Below are 20,778 nucleotides of genomic sequence, written 5' to 3'. Positions count from 1 at the left end.
CTCCATAAACTCCCTACTATTAAGCAATTGCAAAATATTTAGCCGTCAAGTTCACGTCAACTTCAATATTCCTCTAACAAGAGAAGAATGAACATTAACCACCTTAGCTATTTTGACACCAGTCTATAACAAAGTGACACATAGGTTTTACAAGTCCACCTCACAAAATTAACAACACCATAACAAGTCATTGATTTTCATTGTTTTAAATCAAAATTTGAACGTTTTAGCCCTATTTTTAGAAAGCGCTTTCAGTATAATTCACCTCCTTAAAATTCCAGAGAAGACAAATAATCTGTGTTCTCTAACTCACTTAGTTTTGCCACAAGTGAATTCATAGTTAAGTGATTACTTTAGTTGAGTCACTGCGGCATAGAAGTAAATAGGTAAATTATGAAAAGATCTTTGCTCGCGCTAGCGTTAACCGCTGCCCTACCACTATCCTCTGCTCAAGCAGAGTTAAGCTTTAACGGATTCGCTAACATTGTCGCTGGTAAAGCCTCAAGTGGTGATAGCCAGTGGGGTCACGACGATGATGTTAACTTTAAGCAAGATTCTTTATTTGCGCTACAAGCATCAACAGATTTAGGTAAAGGTATTGGCGCGACAGTACAAATTATCTCTCGTGGTGAAAACGACTGGGATACTGAGTTCGAATGGGCATATTTAAGCTACGACCTAACAGACAACACTCGTATCTTGGCGGGTCGTCAACGTGCACCGCTTTACATGTACTCAGGCTTCTTAGACGTTTCTTATGCTTACCCTTGGATCACGCCTCCACAAGGTGTTTACGATCTTGAACTTTCTCGCTTTGACGGTCTAAGCGTTAACCACAACTTTACCCTCGGCGAATTTGACAGCAGCGTTCAAGCATTCTTTGGTTCAGAGACAAACGATGTGGAAGTCATCGACCACATGGTTGAATCTGAATTTGAAGACATCTATGGAGTCAGCCTAACGTTGCAACGTGACTGGTTAACGCTGCGCAGCGCCTATGTACAAACTGACTTCTCACTGCCAGATGAAGGTGCCACTGAGCTCGGTAACGCATGGCGTGCAACCCAAGGGTTCGAATTTATTGGCGATGAAGTCACCATGGTAGAAGACGAAACTAAATTTGCCGAATTTGGTATCCAAATCGATTACAACAATTGGTTGTTTATTGGTGAATACACGCACGTTGAATACGACAGCATGCCATTAAAAAATGAAAAGTCATTGTATGTGACTGGCGGCTACCGTTTCGACAACCTGTTAGTACATCTAACTTACGGTCAAGACGAAAACGAAGTTAACAATACTATCAACCAATTGCCATTTGGTATTGCACCGGAGCTTGACGGCCTATCTGCGGTAACTGAGCGAGTGTTTAGATTCCGCGAACAAGACAGTTCTTATTACACATTAGGCGCGCGTTGGGACTTCCACAGTTCAGCCGCACTAAAAGTTGAGTACAGCCGCTTGGAAAACGATTTATCTAATCAAGACAGTAATTTAATTCGCACTGCGTTAGTAACTGTATTTTAAGGAAGTATTATGAAGTTATTAAAAACCCTATCGTTATCACTATTGTTAAGTATGAGTACAGCAGCCTCAGCTGAAGTCGCCGTTATCGTCAATTCTGCCAATGCTAATAACTTGTCGGAAAGCGATATTTCTCGTGCTTTCCTTGGCAAATTAAAAACATTTGCTGATGGCCAAACCATTAACGCAGTAAATAGTAAAGCTGGCAATCAAGCACGTGGCGAATTTGAAAAGCTAGTGCTGAAAAAGTCTTCCGCACAAGTTAAAGCTTACTGGTCTAAACGCCTATTCACGGGCAAAGGCAAGCCGCTTAAAGAGCTTGCTTCAGATGCCGACATTATCAGCTTTGTTGCTTCAACCCCCAATGCCATTGGTTATGTTGATGCCAGCAGCGTTGATGGCTCAGTCAAAGTGCTTAAAAGCTTCTAGCGAAATCTATTACAAATTTTCCATGCACTAGCGAATTCCGCTAAATCTACTAAATCAGCGAAGTACATTGTGACTTCGCTGGATTTTTGCGGCCAAAATTAACCATAAAAGTACTATTGCAGTGCTCAAGCTAACCTCTAGAAGAGAGGTTATGGTTAGGAAAAAGCGCCGTAAAACAAGTAGTTTTGAGTGACGGTAATGCTTAGCGGTATCGGGCAATATAAAAATATTGAAAACAAAATTATCAACAACAAGCGACACAAAGCGCGAACAAATTTTTGTCAGCTAAGCGCTGGCAATAAGTAGTAATTTTATTAGCTAATTTTATCGTTCAATTTAAAAAATCAGCCATTTCAATGGCGCCTGAGCAGATAAATATAATTCAAAGGAATATCATGAAAAAGTCTCTTGTTACGCTTGCTTTAGCAGCAGCTCTTCCTCTGTCATCAGCGCACGCTGAATTAACCTTTAACGGCTTTGCCAATATTGTTGCTGGTAAAGCATCAAGTGGTGATACTCAATGGGGGTATGACGATGATGTCGACTTCAAAGAAGACTCATTATTTGCCCTTCAAACATCTGCAGATTTAGGCGATGGCCTTAGTGTAACCGCTCAAATCATTGCTCGTGGTGAAGACGACTGGGAAACTGATTTTGAGTGGGCATACTTAAGCTACAACTTAAATGACCAAACAACGGTAATGGTAGGTCGTCAGCGTGCACCACTGTTTATGTACTCTGAATACCTTGACGTATCTTATGCAATGCCTTGGATTACCGTACCAGAAGGTCTTTACGCTACCGAGTTTTCAAGTTACGACGGTGTTAGTGTCAGCCACAACTTCGCATTAGGAGAATTTGAATCAAGCATCCAAGTAATTGGCGGTGCTGAAACAACGGAAATGAATATTGCTGGTGATGACATCGATGTTGATTTCAACAATATGTACGGTGCTAACCTTACCTTAACTCGCGATTGGTTTACCCTACATACAGCATTTTTGTCCGCTAAAGTAACTGTGCCTAACTCTCGTGCCGATGGTTTAGGTAACGCATGGCGAGCGACGCCTGGATTTGAATTTGTTGCTGAGCAGATTACTGTTGAAGACGATACGATGGACTTCGCAGAAGTGGGCATTCAAATTGACTACAACAATTGGTTAGTTATTGCAGAATACTCACGTCAAAACTACGAAACCATGACTATCGACAACGAAGAAGCTATGTATGCCACCATTGGCTACCGTTTTGATGATATTTTAGTTCACGCTACATACGGTATGGTCGAAAACGAAGTTAACTCTGTTATTGACCAGCTACCTGTTGGTGCCGCAGAGCCTTTAGCTTCACAAGTTGATCTAACTCGTCAGTTCTTAAACTTCCGTATGCAAGACAACACCTACTATACAATTGGTGCGCGCTGGGACTTCCACGAATCTGCTGCGTTTAAAGTAGAATTCAGCGCTCAAGATAGCGATCTAACCAATGAAGATACTAGCTTAGTGCGCACTGCCTTAGTCACGGTATTCTAATATCGCCAAAAGGCAGTACTTTGCAGAAATGCTATAGCTAACGCATAAAACAAAAAGCCAGACTACTTTCTTAGTCTGGCTTTTTATGCGCAAAAGGTTTAGGAGAATTTATAGGATTAGCGCAACTCGTATAATTTCAGCTACAACTGCTTATCAATTCTCACGCTGCCGTTAGCTAGGTAAATCATCCGTATTTCATCACCATCACTAAATACCATACGGCGGTCATAATCTTGAATCACCATATATTGACTGCCATCTTCTATACGAATATTGAGTTCGATCAACTCTAATACTCGCTCTTGTCTACGAGAGTGGTTGTTGTCAGCCGCCGCGGCGCCTAATAGCGAGCCTAAAATGGTCGCTATTGCTTGCCCTGAGCCATCGCCAAATTGATAACCTATCGCGCCACCAATGAGTGCGCCACCAAATACCTGCCAACCATTGGCTTGGTCTTCGCGAATTTCCCGCTCAGTGATGCGACGCGTCGAAAGCACTTCACCAAACAGCACTTGCTGCACAGGCACCGCCTGATTGCGCTGGTATTCACTCGCCTTTGCCATTCCCGTTAAACTAACAAACAAAATGCTAGCGAACATCAGTGGCAATAACAAAGACAATGCCTGAGATCGAGTATTCACATTATTCTTCATTTGCTCACCTCTTAATTAGTTAGCTTTTTCAATGACGTATGCTTTCAACATACTAAAGCTTAAAGTAGCGTTAGTGCTACCAGCCAATCGATGCTTTCTCGCGAGTTTTGCGAATCTCAGTTTCATCGGCCCACTCAATAATGCCGCTTTTTAGATCCATTAAACGCATCGTAAATTTATAGTAGACATCTTTCTTATCTTCGTTAGTTTTAACAATACTTGATAAGTTGCCGTATAGCATATATTCAGCGCCAACTTGCTGACCAAACTGAATCGCTTTGCTTGGGTCAACTAAGCCACCGGTTTGTTGAAAGTTCAATTGCTTACGCACAGCTTCAACACGACTCATATCAACAAAACGGAACTTGCCAGAGCGCAGCACCTTAGTAGAAATCGAATCGGTAATGGATTCCGTATCGATATGCTCGCTAGTTTTGTTCTTTAAACGCTCAACAAATACCACTGGGCGTTTGTTTTGAGTTAATGAACCAATAATCGGCGAGGCAATGAGAGAGTCGGTCATCTGATTCGCCACAGTTTGCAAATCAGTTGAGCCAAAGTTGATATCTGTGGTTTCAACAGCGGTTGCATCACCATAGCTCACAACTTGCTTGCTTGAACAACCTGCTAACACCATTACTGACAACGCTGATGCAATAAATAACGCTTTTTTCATAGTTAATTCCTTTCCGTTTTTCTTAAAATTTCTTCTAGAGCTTGTGTAAACATTAAAGTCGCTAAAGCACGGCCTGTTTGACTTGCCATACTTGCCCAATTTCTGAGATCACCACTAAGGTTATTTTATTAGGCGCTATAGTGACCATAGTGTCATTAGCCGCTATATTTTTGCGATTAAAGCTAAGTTGATGCTCACCTGCTGGCAGGTCAGCTTTAATAATTTGAACATCGCCTGGTAACGTTAGCCAACTACGTGTATCGGCACGCTCAGACGCTAGGTTATACAAGCCAGCCAAAATATTACCGACATCACCGCCCTCTTTGCTTAGCTTTCTTCGCACTTGCTCTTTCGCCACTAAACGCAACACTTGACGACTCACGATTGACGGCAAACTCTCTGCTAACTGTTTGGCAACTAACGCCTGTAAATTAACAATGGTCTCAGCGGTTAATGTTTCTTTGCCCAGTTGAAGTTCAAGCGCTCGAGATGACGCACTATTATTCCCATCGCTTGTATTTGCATAGCTTTTTGAATGGCCTTTTGCATAGCTTTTCGAGTAGCTAGGCACCGACACACTGTAAAACCTTGGGTCGCCTCCGCTCGTCCAAATCGGTAAACGCACTGCTTGCTCTTGTTTAGCTTCAATCAGTGCCTGTTCATAAACAACAACTAACTGCCCTTGTTTTTGGTCTAATGAGCCTTGCTTAGTGTTTTGCTCACCGACTTTCTTACCGACTTTCTCACTGCCTTTATCACTGCCAAGGACGCTAGTGCTTAATAACTGGTTAACATACGCTTTACCAAGCTGCTGAGTGTAATATTCAAGGTCATTATTCATCCCTAATACTGAACCAAGCCTTAATACATCGCGCTGTAAATATTGATTATCCGGGAAGATTTCTAACGCCTTTTTATAGTCAATATAGGCATCGTTAAGCTGGCCAGCCGCTTCATAAAAAATGCCCGACAAATAAAATGTGTAGGCATTTTGAAAACCATTTTTTATCTGCCCAGCTTTGCTTGTTAATGCCGACATAGTGTTATCAAGGTAACTAAAATCAACATTTTGTCGCTCAGCATTCGCCTCAATAAGCTCATCTTCATATTGGACTAGTGCAGCTTCTTGGATCTGATTGGCGCGACGAACTTCAACCAGCGCGCCTTCCAAGTCATGAGCTAAGGCATAGTTAAGTGCTTGGTAACCATGCATCATACTTTGCTCATAAGCAGGCATTTGATAAGCGATAGCATTGTCATTGGTCACCAATGTATTCACGCGCTCTAAACCTTGACCTAACTTTAACTTTGCTCGGTTTCGCTGTGTCTCAAGTGCTTGATAGCTTTGCTCAAACCACCAACGACTTTGGCTTATATCACCTTGTAAAAAGGCCAATCGCCCCTGTTCGACTAACGATAATTGATAATTAGTATCGCCTGCATGCGCTTTGGGTACCTGTTGAATAGCGCTCGCAACATTCCCTTGAGACAGTGCTGCCCGAACAGGTTGGAATTGTGACGCGTAATCTTGAAATAGGTTATTCAGCTGCAATGTCGCACAACCAGAAACAACCAACAAAGAGCAAGCAATAAAAAGTCGCTTTGCAAGCACAAGCATAGAAAAAACAATTCCTTACCGAGAAGATATCAACCACTCTAACGAGTAATTAATGAATCCTAAATGAACGAGCCTCAATATAAATAAATTAGCGTTAGAAGATAAGCGCTGGCGTGTAAAATTTCGTAAAAATACGGATTAGATGTCAAAAAGTATATCAAGAGGTGGAGCGTGAGTACCCGCTGAACACGAGCACTCACTTTTGTCTTGGCGAATTAAACCGTTCTAGTCGCAGTTGCCGGAGCGATACTTGTTGCTTTTCGGGCAGGCCCAAATACTGCGGCTTGACCAACAAGGCAAAGCACCAACATACCCACAGGAATATAGAACCAACTCATGGGTGTCAGTGACAAGGCGTTAACCAATACCATATTAAGGCCAATTGTTAATGCCGCTCCAAGCAATACACCGAAAGCGCTAATGATCAGGTTTTCCGTCATAAAGTAGCGTAAAATATCTGCCTTCGTCGCCCCTAACGCACGACGAATACCGATCTGCTTTTTGCGGCGATTAACACTAAAACTAGCTAAACCAACAATACCTAAGCTGGTCACTATGGTCAGCGTAATGATCACTGTGCTCAGAATTTTAATCATCGCGTTATGACCGCGATAACTGCGCTCTCGCACGTAGTCTACACTGCGCATATTTTGCACGACACGAGACTTATTGGCCGACAGCAATTCCTCAACTTGCTTCATCATTTCATCTCGCTGGCCATCCTCTGTGCGAATAAAATAAGTGCTTGAGTCGCGTTCTAAATACTCTGGCGACAAGAACGAATTATCAACGTTATTCCAACCCACCCATGGTGCCTGGAGTTTATCGATAACGCCAGTGATGATCATTGGTTCAGTGTCATTGATATAAACCGTTTTACCTATGGTTTGAGCGTAATCTAGGTCGGGAAACAAACGCTTTGCCATTGCCTCTGTCACAATAATTTTATCCGGCCAATCGCTTGCGCTATTGCCACGCCAGCGGATATCAGACGCGCTAAAATTCTCACCGGCGAGTAACTGCACATCAAGCGCGTTAATACCGCGTTCATCAACCATATAAACCGCAGTACCAACGCCGTCATGCTCGGCGCCGGGTTCGGTTTGTAAGCCCATTGACCAGCCACTGCCACTCACCGGAATCGCATTGATCTGAATTGCATCAATCACCCCAGGTAGCGCGCGAATATTGGCTAAGTCTTCTTCAATGGTCGCTTTGGCGCTAAAGTTTTCAGAAAATCCACTGCTGTTCACGAAAAACGAATTCGCTTCGTCAATGCCACTGGGTCGCTTAGTTTCTTGGCTGCGCTCAATAATGATAAATACAGAGTTGACAATAATCGCCATGGTAAAGGCGATTTGTATCGCTATCAGCAGTGCGCCAACTTTATTGCGCAACAAGGCGCGAAATATAGGTCCTAATGTAAGCATTTTGTTGCTCCTATTTTATGCTTCTTTGTTGCTGGCCAACTATTGGCTGCTTAGCTGCGTCGCAGGTGCAATATTGCATGCTCGCCAAGTTGGGTATAAACCCGCTAATACACTGGCAACTATGGCAATACCAATGCCAGTAAATGCCATCACCCAGTCAAGCGACACTAAATTTTCGACAAAGTCACCGTATAAGGTCTTGATACCAACTAAGCCAAACATTGCCAGCGCTAGGCCCAGCAAGCCCCCGAGCAAACCTATAGTTGCGGCCTCAATAATGTGCTGTATAAATACATCGCGTTTCGACGCACCAATGGCACGGCGCAAGCCAATTTCGGCTGATTTACCCATAAATTTGGCAAGCAGCAAGCCTACGGTATTAAGCAAACACACAACCAAAAACATAAACGACATCCACATCATCATTTTGGCGTCGTCCTCTACCACTTGTTGGTTTTCCATCCAGCCCATCACGTCTAGCAATTGGTTATTCATGTCTCTTGGAAAACGCCCTAAGGCTTTTTGCTCACTCACATAGTTGTTTAGAAACGCCAGATAATCTGTCTTTTCTTGCTCGCTGTTTAGCTGAACCCACATCTGGTAGTTTATACACTCAGATTGCAAAAACGCTTTAAACCCTTCACCTTCAGGGCTTTTCCAGCAGTTGGTGTTGCCCCAGTTAGGCAGCTCGTAGGTTTCCTTTAAGAAAAATGGAATAAACACTTCTTCGCTTTCATCAAATGCGCCGTTGTTAACATCGTAGAACTTCGGCATGGGCTGCCAAGCATCAAGCACACCAACAACTTTGTAGTTTTGTCCTGCAAGCAATACCGTGCGGCCAATCGAGTTCTCACCGCCGAACAACTTATCGTTAATGCGCTTAGTTAATACAATCACCTGCTCTCGCTGCTGATCAGTCGCGAGTTGCCAACCACCGCCAAACAAAAACGGTGTGTCGAACATGGCAAAGAAATCACCCGTGGTTAGACGAATTGACGCTTGAAACGGGTTAATATCTTGATTCTCAGGAACAATAATGCCGCCTGACTTTGCCATTACGACTTGTTTGCTTGCTTGTTGCGCGTTGAACAAGTTATTAGCTTCTGTCCAAGTAATTTGATTCGGTGGATCGCCATTGTCATCATTAAATGCATTGTGCGGATCCCAGCTGTCAACCTGCACGTAAAAAAGCTGCGTGCTTTTATCCGGAATGGGGTTGGCCGACATTAAATAGTTTACGGTGATTGTGGTCATGCTCGCCCCTATGCCTAAGGCGATAGCAAGCACCATTAGCATGCTTAGCAGTGCATTCTTTTTAATGCTTTTCACGGCAAGTTTTAGGTAATAACCAAACATATTGCCTCCTGTTATTTTTCTTAGTAAATGTTCTCTAGTGGTTGTTTTTTCTACCGCTAAGCTTGTGCAGCTGGCATAGCGACCACATCTGCTGCACTTGCCACAACTTGCTCGGTATCGATATCGCTCACTTGGCCATCTTTAACAAAAATATTGCGCGTAGCCTGTGTTGCTAGGTGCGGATCATGGGTAACCATGACAATGGTGGTTCCTGCTTTGTTAATATTTTTCAGTAGCTCCATCACACTTTGTGCCATCGCAGAATCTAAGTTGCCGGTTGGTTCATCAGCCAGCAAAAATCTTGGCTTACCAGCTAGTGCTCTAGCAATTGCGACACGTTGTTGTTGACCACCAGAGAGCTGCGAAGGCAGGTGCTTCATTCGGCTCGCTAAACCGACAATTTCAAGGCTTTCTTCAATTCGCGACTTGCGCTCTTTGGCGTTAAAACCGCGATAACGCAACGGTACATCGACATTGTCGAACAAGTTAAGATCAGGGATCAGATTGTAGCTTTGAAAAATAAAGCCAATTTTTTCATTGCGCAGTTTGCTACGCTGATTGTCGTTGAGGTGGCTAACGTCTTCGCCATCAAGCACATAACTTCCGCTGTTAAAGGTTTCTAACATGCCAGCAATGTTGAGAAAGGTTGTTTTACCTGAGCCTGATGGGCCAGTTACGGCAACAAATTCACCTTCATTTACCTGCAAATTAAAGTCACGAAGCGCATGTGTTTCGACTACTTCAGTGCGAAATACCTTTTTTATATTGGTCATGGTGAGCATGATATTCTTCCTTCTTGTGTCGTTTTCTTTTGAGCAGAGGCTGGTAAGCGTATTACCAGCCTGCGTAATATTTTCTTTGCTATAACAAGCGGTTAATTCGTTAACAGAATTTTGCTGGCATCGTTGAACTGGTCAGTACTGGAAACAATAATTTGGTCACCAACAGCAAGGCCGCTGCTAATTTCCACCATAGACAAACTGCGTGCACCGGTGACAATTGTCACTTTTTCAGCGCTATCGCCGATAACTTTGAAGGCAAATCGTCCGCTTGAGCTTTCTAAAAATTGACCACGGCGCACCATTAGCACATCAGCTTTTCGCTCCATCAATATACGAGTGGTTAAGCGCTGGTTTTGGCGCAGGCCAGGTGGTTGTGAAGTGTCTGAGGCGGCAAAACGTACACGCCCAGTTACTTGATTGTTCTCGATTTCGGGCGAGATAGTAACTAAGTTAGCCGCATACGTTTCGCCATTAACGGTTACCTCAGCTGCCATACCAATGGCTAAGTCATCGGCGTAGCTTTCGGGTATAAACACTTCGAGTTCAAATTCAGATAAATCGACAACGCTTAGAATAGGCTGGTCACGGCTAACTTGGTTCTTTTGTTTTACCGCCAAGTTACCCACGATGCCGCTTACGGGGGAACGCAGTATCAACTCATCAACTTTACGTTGCAGCTCTTTAACCAAAAGCGCTTGGCGGTCAACTTGCAGTTGGTTGGTTTTAATCTCAAATGCTAAGCTTTCGGCGTTTAGGGCAGCATCTTGCTCTGCGTGTTGAAAAACAAACTGTGCGTTTTGTAGATCGTCTTGCGCTTTTTCGAAATCAATTTGGCTGATGGACTTAAATTCGTAGGCTTTGTCTGCACGACGCTTTTCTCGGTCTGCCGCCACTAAAGTGACTTTAGCCATGTCTACCGATTTTTGGTCTTCTAGCGCCTGCTTTCTTGCCTGAATTTTTTGTCGTTCGAGTTCGAGTTTCTGCTGCTCTAGGCTCGCTTGCTCTTGTTTCAGCTCATTGGTTAATTCAGGGCTGTCGATACTCGCCAGCACTTGACCTTTAGACACTTCATCGCCGGCATCAACGGAAAAAGTAATTGTGCCTTGTCCTGTTGCATAAAGCCTTGGGCTAACCGCAGCAACGACTCGCCCTTGCACAGATAAATCTCTGACTAAGTCGCCGCGTTCAACGGTGGCGATACGCAGCCTGTCGCGCGCAATACTGGCTTCACCTGACGACCAACTGCTGATCGCAGGAGCTGCTAAGAAAAATAAAACAAGAATAGTGGCAACGGATAAACCGCTTACTAGCCACGTTTTTTTATTGGATTTTGGCGTCAGGACGACATCCTGTCCGCTAGTGTCTGCAATTTTCACAACGCTTTCCCGAAATTTGAATTAAAAAGAACAATCAAAGGGTAAGTAGCGGGGTGAATTAAAAAGGTTTAAAAATTTGTGTAATTTATCTGCATTTTTTGTAAGGTGCGTTTAAAAATAATGGCTGTAATTCGCTACAATGCTCCAAAAATCATATGCTTTAGCACATACAAGCTAGCGAAATTTTTTAGCATGATGAGAGGTTTAGTTGATTGAAATAGTAGATTACGACGCTCGCTGGCCACAATTATTTAGTGCCGAAAAGCAACATATCGGTCGCCTTATTAGCCACTGGCTTTGCGGCACCATTGAACATGTAGGTAGCACTTCCATCGTTGGATTAGCCGCCAAGCCTGTGATTGATATCATGGTTGGTGTGAAGTCACTAAATCATGCTCAAGATGCTATTCAAGTATTAGTCGACAGCGGCTACTGCTATTACCCTTACAAGCCAGATGTGATGCATTGGTTTTGCAAGCCATCGCCAGAAATTCGCACGCACCATTTGCACTTAGTCCCCTATCAGAGTGCGCTATGGCATGAGCGCATCCTCTTTCGTGATTACTTGCGAGCACATCAGTCAGTAGCAATTGAATATGCCAAACTAAAGCGACAATTAGCCATGCAATATCCAAAAGACAGAGAGCGTTACACGCAAAGTAAGTGGCAATTTATAGAGCAAGTGTTGCGCCTAGTTTAAGAGGAAGGTAAGGCTTAGTCACAGCATTTGTAACGAGTGATTTTTATCAATTAGATTTTCGTAAGTTGGATTTTCGAAAATCAGTTGAGTTGGTTAAATTAGTAGAGCAACCCAGCCTTGTAAGCTGGGTTGGCTAGTTAGGTTAATATGACAGGTTATAAATATTGAAACGCTTTAAACTAGGCTAGTTTAAAGGTCGATACATTGGCATTAACGTGCTCAATCGCACTTAACACTTCAACGCTATTATCTTTCAAACTTAAGCTGTCTTTCGCGGTTTCATTGGCTATCAGCGTAATGCGATTCAAGAACTCATTAACTTCTTTCACCGCCAATTCCTGCTCTTGGGTAAAGCGCCCTACTTCGCCATTAACCTGTTGAATTTCAGTTAGTTTATCGAGCACTTGTGATAACGAATCCGTCAGTGACAAATTCACCTCACGACAAGAATGAACTTGATCACGGCCCACTTCCATCAAGTCTTTAGCTTCATTCGCCATACCTTGCACTTTGGCAATGGTTTGTTGAATGCTACTTGTCGATTCTTGCGTTTTTATCGCCAGCGCACGCACTTCTTCTGCAACCACAGCAAAGCCTCGCCCTGCTTCACCTGCTCGCGCCGCTTCAATCGCGGCATTTAGTGCAAGTAAATTCGTTTGATCGGCAATAACCTGAATAACTTCGATGACCGAGTTAATTTCGCCACTTGAATTACTCAACGAGAAAATAACGTCGCTGGCAGCTTCAACTTTTTCGGTCAATAGGGCCATGCGCTCATTACTTTGCTCAGTAAGTTCAACACCTTGCTTGGTGTAGTCAACGATTTCATCAGATTGACGCTGCGCCGACTCACTTGATTCTGTGACTTGTGAGCCAAGCGTTAACACTTGGCTAATCGACTCGTTGACTCGTTCAATTTCTACTTTTTGCTGCTCTGTACCTTGTTGCGTACTATCAGAAATGCGAGAAAATTCTGATAACTTGCCATGAGTATGGGTAACTGACCCTGCTATCTCACTGACAATATGCTGCACTTTATCAATAAACGAATTAAATTCTTTACTGAGCGCGTCGATTTCGTCTTTATCATTATTGACGAGGCGACGCGTTAAGTCGCCATCACCACGTGACAACGCAATTGCCGCGTCTTTAAGCCCATCGATCGGACGAAGTAGATTTTTCGTAAGGTAAAACGAAACAAACAAGGCTGCCAATGTGAATACTAACAAAACGATTATAGAGCCTTGTACTTCACCGTCAGTCGCCTGCTCAACGTCATCAGCGATTTTCGCTGCATCCTCAAGCGTTTGTTGCGCAAACTCAGTTAACATTTGCGCTATTTCCGTTTGTTGCTGACGCAGCAGTCGCATGTCTTGCAATGATTGGTGACCTGAGGCTGATAAATGCAGTTCAGTTTGCTCAAACCAATTGAGTGATGAGGCGAGCAATGATTGCCCCAGTCCACGTGTATTATCAGTCAGGGCGTTTGCTTGTGCGTTATCAACCGCTTGATTAAATTCTCGCTTAAGCGCTTGGTACTTAGTGATAACTGAGTTGCTATCACTTGGCATTGTCATCGCGAGCACATTATCCGCGAGCGCCGCCGCTTGTTTAAATTTATCGGCAGCGGTCTGGCTACTGACCACCGCTTGAAGTGGCTGATGGAACGCGTATATGGTTTGTTGGCCTTGCTGGAATAGTAGGTAAACCAAATAGACCGCTAGCGTACCAAAGGCCATAATTATCACGATAAAGCTCGACAGCAGTTTCGATTTAATTGTCATGATTGCTCCGTGAAAACGTCTTAATAAGGCAAGGTAGGAAGGCTAACGGCGGTATCTTCGCCGGTGAGTGTCAGCATAAATGCCTCAAGATCGGTAATATCTTGAGCTGACAGCGCGATAGGCACCATTTTTGTCGACAGCGTTGGACGCTTAATACCACCAGGGATGTAGTGACCAATAACGCCAGTTAAATTCTCAAAACGACCGTCGTGCATGTATGGCGCGCGTTGACCTATATTGCGTAAACTAGGGGTTTTAAACGCAAAATTCTCTTGCGCATTGCCAGTTAATTGGCCGCGCCCCAAGTCATTACCCGGTAGGCCGATATCGTGAAACTGCATGTCGGTGAAGTTCCAACCGGAATGACAATCAACACATTTTGCTTTACCAACAAATAAGTCAAAGCCACGCTTTGCAGCCGGACTAATGGCTGATTCATCACCATTTACCCAGCGATCGAAAGGGGCTTCACCAGAAACAATGGTGCGCTCAAATGTTGCTATGGCTTTAGCGATGGTGTCTGCAGTAATACCTTCACTGCCAAACACTCGACCAAACCAAGTGCGGTATTGCGGCACTTGCGATAAGCGTGCGACTGCCTCAGGTAATGGCAAGTTCATTTCAACCGCACTTTCTATTGGCCCTTTTGCCTGCTCTTCTAGCGATGCCGCTCGGCCATCCCAGAAATATCGGTCGCCCCAAGCAGCATTGATAATACTAGGAGAGTGGCGATCAAGTTGAGTGTTTTGATCACCAACTGAACGCGCTGTCGCATCCTCCCAGCCAAAGCTAGGATTATGACAAGTTGCACAGGTCATATTGCGATTGTTACTTAGCCTCGGATCGAAGAAAAGCATTTTGCCCAGTGCGGCTTTTTGCACAGAGTAAGGATTATCGGCAGGAAATGGGATGGTGTCTGGACGTTTAAATTGTTCTTTTAACAATGGGTTCGCCAGCAAAGAACCCGACAGTGTGATACTGATCGATACAACACTAGTCAATAATACACGGTAAAACTGCAAAATCGTTACTCAACTTTTTAACATGTGTGAAAATTGAACGGCAATAAATACACTTTATTTCAATTTATTTACATTTTTTTACGATTAAACCATCCGTGACTATATTTCGTAAACGTTTTTGAAAGTTTACATTCTATTTTCAGCCGATAACATAAAATTCACATCTGACCTCTAGTATCACATTAATTATCAATACCTTATGATTAATAATAAAGGTATTAGGCGCATAATTAACGACCATTGGCCACGATGAGAAAACGGTAAGGTCGCTGTTATTATTTGGAAAGTGAGCCAGTAACATTTTTGTTACTGGCGTTTATGTTTCTACTGTTTATGTTGGAAATGTTGTTTGAGTATCAGCAGGTTTAGTAAATTTACCTGCTAAGTATTAAGAAGAGTGTACTGAGTTATTGATGAGTTTTGCCCTAAATAAGGTCAATAAAGTGCCCAATACACTTGCGACCCCAAGAAAAACAAACACTCCGCGCAATGTGCCAAATTGATAACAAAGCAATACAGTAGCCACTACCAAAGCGAGCACAGACACTAGCTGATTAACGATGTTCGCTGTTAACTTGCCCCGCTCATCTGCCATTAATAAACCAAAAAACGTGACTAATATTGCAATAATCGTCATTTAAACGGCCTCCTTAGCACCTGTCTGGTTAGCACTAGCCTGATTAGCAACAATCTGGTTAATCACCGTTGCGTTTGCGCTAGGCAGTGGTTTAGGGAAGTTTTTCATCAGCTTAAACAGGTATAAACCGAGTGCTAAGCAAACTAGATCAATACCAGAACTTAAGTAATGACCTGTCGCTAGTTCAGTGGCTTTGTTGGTGCCTGTGACCAATAAATCAATCGGTAATACGGCGATAAGCAATGCTGCGGTTACATAAGCTAGCTGGCGCGCAAAGTGCTTTTCATAAGGTACCAGAAATGCCGCCACTATAATTGCTAACCAACTGATAAAAAATGGCCAGCCGATGATACTACCAACATCGTTATTCCCCATGCCATACTTAATCATCATTTGAGTTGGGAATAACAACATAGTCGCGACCACAAGGCCGCCACAACTGCCGACAATTAATCGATTAAAGCGTTGGTAAGTTTTCATTGAATAACGAGGGTTAGCCGCATTAACGCCACGCTCCATCCACAACATCAATCCGGTCAACGGCAGCAACGCTGTTCCTAAACCAAGTACAACCCAAATTGCTTTCACTAAAATGCCACCAAAATTACCAAAGTGTAGTGGGTACATAATATCGAGTATTTTGCCTGTAACCCCTTCGATGCGGCCAAAGTTACTATAGCGCTCTACAAACTCCCCTCCAGCTTGATAAACAGCGGTTTGCGCCGCAATATTCTGCCCGCCAGCAATGCCAACGTACATTTTTGCACTAGCATCACCGTAGCCCATTACGGTCATTGAACGGACAATGACTTCGTCGTGCAGTTCAAAAGCATGATCAAATGCTGAACCAATTGCCGTAGACTGTTGAACGTTTTGAATCACTGGCGCAGGGATCGCCGTAAAGGTTTCGACAAGCTTATCCTGATCACCGCCAAATGACACAAATGCGGCGGCCGGCACTAAAACAACCACTGCCAAACCTAAAAATGCGCCAGTAAATGCGATCACAGCGTTAAATAACAGCCCCCACACACCAATCGCTTTGTGGCCGTCATTGAGCATCAAACTATAGCTTTTTCTCGGTCTAAAGGTAAAAAGCTGACCAAGAATTTTACGGTGAATAAATATCCCCGTAACGATAGATAACATCATGGTAAGGCCAAGCACACCTGTGGTTAATAAGCCAATGGGGCGACCAAGGTGTAAGTCGGCGTGAAAATCGACAATAAAATCGGCCATATCTGATTCGTAGGTGGCGAAAATCTCGGACATTAACCCAGACTTTTCGCGCACCAGTTCATAGCTATGCGGATCGAATTCAAATGAAGTGCCGACAGGTGGGCTATGTTTCTGCGCGGCTTGTTCGCTTTTAACATCATCGATACTCGCATCATCCGATGTAACTGGCTCACCATGGTGGGATTCAAAAATAATCGCCAAATGCTTATTGCCACGAACTCGCGGCAGAAATATCAGTATTTCTTCTTGGTAATGTTCGGGTACTTGGGTCGCATATTCAGCGACTAACTGTTCCACTTTTGCCGTATCAACTTGAGCTAAAGTACGAATTTCAGGATTCGCCCAAATTTTAATTTCAGGTCGACCAAATACCGAAACCGCGCCAGTAAAGGCAATAACAAACAACAGAATGCCTGTGATAATGCCAACCCAACTGTGTAAGGTGTAGAGTTTTTTGATTGATTTACTTTTCATTTACTGAAGTTCCTGTTCCCTTGTTTACCCTGCTAAGGCGAGATAAGAGAGCACACCATGACTGACCGATAAAGTGATCATTAATGCCCATGGTTGCCACGCTTTTTCGGCCATATAGCTATATAGGCAGAGGCCAGTCCAAATAAACGGGAATAATAGAATTGGCACACCGATTTGGTCGGCAGCACTAAAAGGTAAGTAAGTGGTCATCCCTGGTACTAACATCACACAGGTCAGAAAAGCCATTAACACACCAGCGAAGTTACGACTTTTTATGCTCGTAAATACACCTTTGCGTGTTGACTCGGTTAATTCAGCATCCATTTTTTTCGTTGATTTAGCCATTAACAAATTAGCAACAAATGATATGCTGACAAAATCATTATTGCAAATGCTAATCATTGTTATTTACATATGTTTTAAAGAAGTAAAACTTTGAGCATAAAAAGGTTTGCGAACTAAGAGCAAAGCGCTTCAAGTCAATTTGGATTTTAGATAGCTTCGTCGCAGTGCAATTCCAACATAGCCCAATTTCCGCTATCGATTGATTTAGCTTAAAAGGCTGCCATTAATCGCAAAATAGGTATGAAAAATAGCATGGGAAAAGAGCAAACCTTTTCCCATGAAAAGTACATTAAGTTTGTTTAACGAGATTAAAACGTCGCTAAGAAACTAATATTGGCTTGTCGCGAACGGCCTAGCTGATGTTGACCATAGCTTTCGCTATTGCCTAGGCTGTCTGCGCCTGAGAAGTGCGTTGCGATATAGTCCTTATCAAGCAGATTACTAACATCAACTCTTATGGTGTAGTTATCCCATTCGTAGCTGGCATTAGCATTGAGTAACGTTCTGCTGTCGTTCGTTGGATCTGCATCAAGCGCTAACTTTTGAGGTGTTAATGAAACTGCTGGATTTAAGTAAGCTGGGCTTTCATCGCGATAATTGGCATTAATACCTGCGCTAAACCCTTCGCCAAAGTCATAAGTAATGGCTACATTAGCCGTCCATTTAGGCGCATCAGCAAAAGCACGACCAGATAAATCGATCACTTCTCCTGTCGACGGCAATGTATATTCAAAATCAGTAAACTCAGACTTTGCATAACCAAGGCCTGCGTTAATGGTTAGCTGATCAGTTGGGTAATAGTAAACTTCGGTTTCAAAGCCTTTAACATTTGATTCGCCCGAGTTGACTGTCTCCCTATCAAATGTTCCCGTAGATAATTGAACACTGATCTGTTGATCTGTCCAATCTGTGTAGAAAAAGTTGGTATTCCACATTAAATCACCGCCCTGCCACACCGAGCGAATCGATAATTCGTAATTGTCAGTGTATTCCGGGTCATATGTGAAAAGGCGAGATTGTGCGATATTGGTACCAACACCGCCAGAGCGATAACCGCGTTGGTAAACAAAACTTGCCGTTACATCGTCACTGGCATGATAACTAACACCAAGTTTAGGTAACCAAGCATCAAAATCAGCTGATGAAGGTGGCTCTACCCCTGAAGCATTCGCGGCTAAACCGTTTAAGGTATTGTTAATCGCCCCAACAACTTGGTTCAATGGTGCTGGTAGCACATCTGGATCGGGCAATATATTGTTTATTCGGTACAAGGCTGTTGACGCATTGCTTTGCTCTTCTTCGTCGTAGCGCAGGCCTGCAAGTAGGTCAAACTGATCATTGATATGCCAAGTTACATCAGCATAAATCGCCATGGTCTCAACTTCTTGCGCTAAAGTAGACGATAACCCAAGCTTGACAGGGTCAATGTCAGGGTACAATGGTAAAACAGCACCAATAAGTTCAACTGGTAAGCCAAAACCTCCCAGCGATGGCGGCGCGCCAAGTAATGTTGCTAATGGCGGTAAGCCGATACTGCTAAAGTGAATAAGACGCTCACCTGACGCGATATCGTCAACATCGAGTTTCGAATAATAAGCACCAACCACCGCCTGAACTTCATCAGTTTGGTAGGTAAATCGCAGCTCTTGACTAACAGTCTCGTCATTGCGGGTGTATTGCTGATCGAGCACCAATTGCTCAGCAGTCAAGTCGCCATCCCAGTTATAGCCATATTCAGAATCGCTGTAGGTGGTGACTGAGTATACCGACAGCTCATCCGTTAAATCCCAAGTCAGCTCTAGGTTGTACAAATCGGTATCTGTTTTTTGCCAAACAGGAGAGTTTTGCCACGATGTGCGATCAAATGGGGAACCGCCGTAGTTATACAGCGACCACTGCGGACCATATTCCGTATCCATATTCGATAGCGTTAGCAGTGCGGTAAAATCTTCTGTGGGCTGAAATAACAATTTACCGCGCACCGTTTCGGTGTTTTCGAAGTTTGCGTCTTCTTTACGAGTAACGTTGTAAATATCGCCATCGTATTGCTTGTCTTCATAACTCAAACGAAATGCCAACATATCGTCAATTAACGCACCACCACCAGCGACAGCAAACTCTTGCTGACCGTGTTCACCGACGGTTAATTTACCCTTGCCAGACCACTCGTAAGTTGGATCTTGCGTGCGCATAATTATTGCACCTGCGAGCGCATTTCGACCTTGCAGTGTTGATTGTGGGCCACGGAATACCTCGACTTGCGCTAAGTCCCAAACCGATGTTGCACCGCTGCGAAGTAAACGGAAAGGCAAAGGCGCACCATCTAAGTACATGCTGGTTAAATAGCTATTTCCGCCACCAGATACGTTAAAGGCATTAATGCCACGCATACTGAAACCTTGACCAAAGTCACCAGAGATATTTGGAACCACGTTGTAAATATCGTTAACCGTTTTAATATTCAAACGCTCGAACTCTTTCGACGTAACAACGGCAACACTATTAACGGTATCTTTTAATGAACGATCAATTTTTTGACCCGTAACCACGATTTTTTCAACGTTTTCGTCGAGTAGTTCATCGGCGAGTGCAACATGAGAGAATGCGCCACAGGCCAACATTAGGCCCATTGCAACTTTGTTATATTTCATTATTTTTACTTACTTTTTTACTGATATGAGATGAAATTAAGCCGCAAGCATAATCATGGCGGCTACGGAAATTAGCCAGTAAAGGAGGGTTAGATGATTTCCTTATCGCGGCTGTATAGGGTATCCCCTAGCGAATGCTTTGTACCTGCACTAATTCAGCGGTTGTTCCCTTAACACAACTGCCAGACAGACAAGTAGCTCACTCAATCGCAAGCTAATGATAATGATTTGCATTTTGATTGTAAATACAATGTAAACGCTTTTAGTGGTTGAAGTGATAATTGATTGTAGTCGTAACTGATTCTAATGAATGGAATAAAATTGTCGCTAAACAAGTGAGCTCATCACTTAATATTGATGAGTGTAAATAAATCGACTGGATTGAATTCGGTTGAATTGGGTTGAGTTAAACTGTGCAAAGATAATATTGAGTCGAGCTGTGCAAAGAGAATAAAGAATAAGGAAATAAAGCCAGATAAGTACATCTATTAATCAACGACACAAACGCTGTGCCGCATTAAGTGCTGTTAAAAAGTTCTATCTGTAA

At 43.4% G+C, this 20,778-nt stretch carries 17 protein-coding genes; 4 read left to right on the top strand and 13 right to left on the bottom strand.

Annotated features, from left to right (window positions below; genetic code table 11):
* Positions 1–393: 393 nt before the first annotated feature.
* From DXX92_RS07805 to DXX92_RS07795, 3 genes are all read left to right on the top strand, one after another.
* Positions 394–1,530: a porin gene (locus DXX92_RS07805; RefSeq protein WP_115999940.1), complete on the top strand. Its 1,137-nt coding sequence runs from the start codon at positions 394–396 to the stop codon at positions 1,528–1,530.
* A gap of 9 nt (positions 1,531–1,539) precedes the next feature.
* Positions 1,540–1,956 (top strand): phosphate ABC transporter substrate-binding protein, encoded by a 417-nt coding sequence (locus DXX92_RS07800; protein ID WP_220347638.1) that lies wholly within the window; start codon positions 1,540–1,542, stop codon positions 1,954–1,956.
* Positions 1,957–2,351: 395 nt separating this feature from the next.
* Positions 2,352–3,488, top strand: a complete 1,137-nt coding sequence (locus tag DXX92_RS07795) for a porin (RefSeq protein ID WP_181901718.1) — start codon at positions 2,352–2,354, stop codon at positions 3,486–3,488.
* 140 nt (positions 3,489–3,628) lie between these two features.
* On the opposite strand, the gene DXX92_RS07790 is transcribed toward DXX92_RS07795, so the two are convergent.
* The 7 genes from DXX92_RS07790 to DXX92_RS07760 all read right to left on the bottom strand — a co-directional run bounded on the left by DXX92_RS07790 (position 3,629) and on the right by DXX92_RS07760 (position 11,379).
* Positions 3,629–4,141, bottom strand: a complete 513-nt coding sequence (locus DXX92_RS07790) for a glycine zipper 2TM domain-containing protein (RefSeq protein WP_245961428.1) — start codon at positions 4,139–4,141, stop codon at positions 3,629–3,631.
* A 76-nt stretch (positions 4,142–4,217) separates the two neighbouring features.
* On the bottom strand, positions 4,218–4,817 hold the full coding sequence (gene lpoB, locus DXX92_RS07785) for a penicillin-binding protein activator LpoB (protein ID WP_115999938.1): 600 nt from the start codon (positions 4,815–4,817) through the stop codon (positions 4,218–4,220).
* Positions 4,818–4,878: 61 nt separating this feature from the next.
* Positions 4,879–6,435, bottom strand: a complete 1,557-nt coding sequence (locus DXX92_RS07780; RefSeq protein ID WP_115999937.1) for a COG3014 family protein — start codon at positions 6,433–6,435, stop codon at positions 4,879–4,881.
* 215 nt (positions 6,436–6,650) lie between these two features.
* The gene (locus DXX92_RS07775; protein ID WP_115999936.1) at positions 6,651–7,865 is read right to left on the bottom strand and encodes an ABC transporter permease; all 1,215 of its coding nucleotides are present in this window, start codon (positions 7,863–7,865) and stop codon (positions 6,651–6,653) included.
* 39 nt (positions 7,866–7,904) lie between these two features.
* Positions 7,905–9,221 carry an ABC transporter permease gene (locus DXX92_RS07770; protein WP_115999935.1) on the bottom strand — a complete coding sequence of 439 codons (1,317 nt, stop codon included), beginning with the start codon at positions 9,219–9,221 and terminating at the stop codon, positions 7,905–7,907.
* A 56-nt stretch (positions 9,222–9,277) separates the two neighbouring features.
* A complete protein-coding gene (locus DXX92_RS07765; protein WP_115999934.1) occupies positions 9,278–10,003 on the bottom strand; it encodes an ABC transporter ATP-binding protein in 726 nt (241 codons plus the stop codon).
* A gap of 92 nt (positions 10,004–10,095) precedes the next feature.
* Positions 10,096–11,379, bottom strand: a complete 1,284-nt coding sequence (locus DXX92_RS07760) for an efflux RND transporter periplasmic adaptor subunit (RefSeq protein WP_115999933.1) — start codon at positions 11,377–11,379, stop codon at positions 10,096–10,098.
* 208 nt (positions 11,380–11,587) lie between these two features.
* Between DXX92_RS07760 and DXX92_RS07755 the strand changes: the two genes are divergently transcribed.
* Positions 11,588–12,079 (top strand): GrpB family protein, encoded by a 492-nt coding sequence (locus DXX92_RS07755; RefSeq protein WP_181901717.1) that lies wholly within the window; start codon positions 11,588–11,590, stop codon positions 12,077–12,079.
* A gap of 179 nt (positions 12,080–12,258) precedes the next feature.
* Here the strand turns inward: DXX92_RS07755 and DXX92_RS07750 are convergent, their stop codons facing one another.
* The 6 genes from DXX92_RS07750 to DXX92_RS07725 form a co-directional block, all read right to left on the bottom strand.
* Positions 12,259–13,863, bottom strand: coding sequence for a methyl-accepting chemotaxis protein (locus DXX92_RS07750; RefSeq protein ID WP_115999932.1), 1,605 nt, complete (start codon positions 13,861–13,863; stop codon positions 12,259–12,261).
* Positions 13,864–13,883: 20 nt separating this feature from the next.
* A complete protein-coding gene (locus DXX92_RS07745) occupies positions 13,884–14,885 on the bottom strand; it encodes a cytochrome-c peroxidase (RefSeq protein WP_220347637.1) in 1,002 nt (333 codons plus the stop codon).
* A gap of 388 nt (positions 14,886–15,273) precedes the next feature.
* Entirely contained in the window at positions 15,274–15,522 is a 249-nt protein-coding gene (locus tag DXX92_RS07740; protein ID WP_115999930.1) for a hypothetical protein, read from the bottom strand.
* Positions 15,523–17,235: a PepSY-associated TM helix domain-containing protein gene (locus DXX92_RS07735; protein WP_115999929.1), complete on the bottom strand. Its 1,713-nt coding sequence runs from the start codon at positions 17,233–17,235 to the stop codon at positions 15,523–15,525.
* Positions 17,236–17,259: 24 nt separating this feature from the next.
* Positions 17,260–17,637: a hypothetical protein gene (locus DXX92_RS19220; protein WP_245961427.1), complete on the bottom strand. Its 378-nt coding sequence runs from the start codon at positions 17,635–17,637 to the stop codon at positions 17,260–17,262.
* 251 nt (positions 17,638–17,888) lie between these two features.
* On the bottom strand, positions 17,889–20,231 hold the full coding sequence (locus DXX92_RS07725) for a TonB-dependent receptor (RefSeq protein WP_115999928.1): 2,343 nt from the start codon (positions 20,229–20,231) through the stop codon (positions 17,889–17,891).
* Between the last annotated feature and the right edge of the window lie 547 nt (positions 20,232–20,778).

The organism is Thalassotalea euphylliae, from assembly GCF_003390395.1.
Classification (GTDB): domain Bacteria; phylum Pseudomonadota; class Gammaproteobacteria; order Enterobacterales; family Alteromonadaceae; genus Thalassotalea_F; species Thalassotalea_F euphylliae_C.
This window is presented reverse-complemented; position numbering and strand designations above follow the sequence as displayed.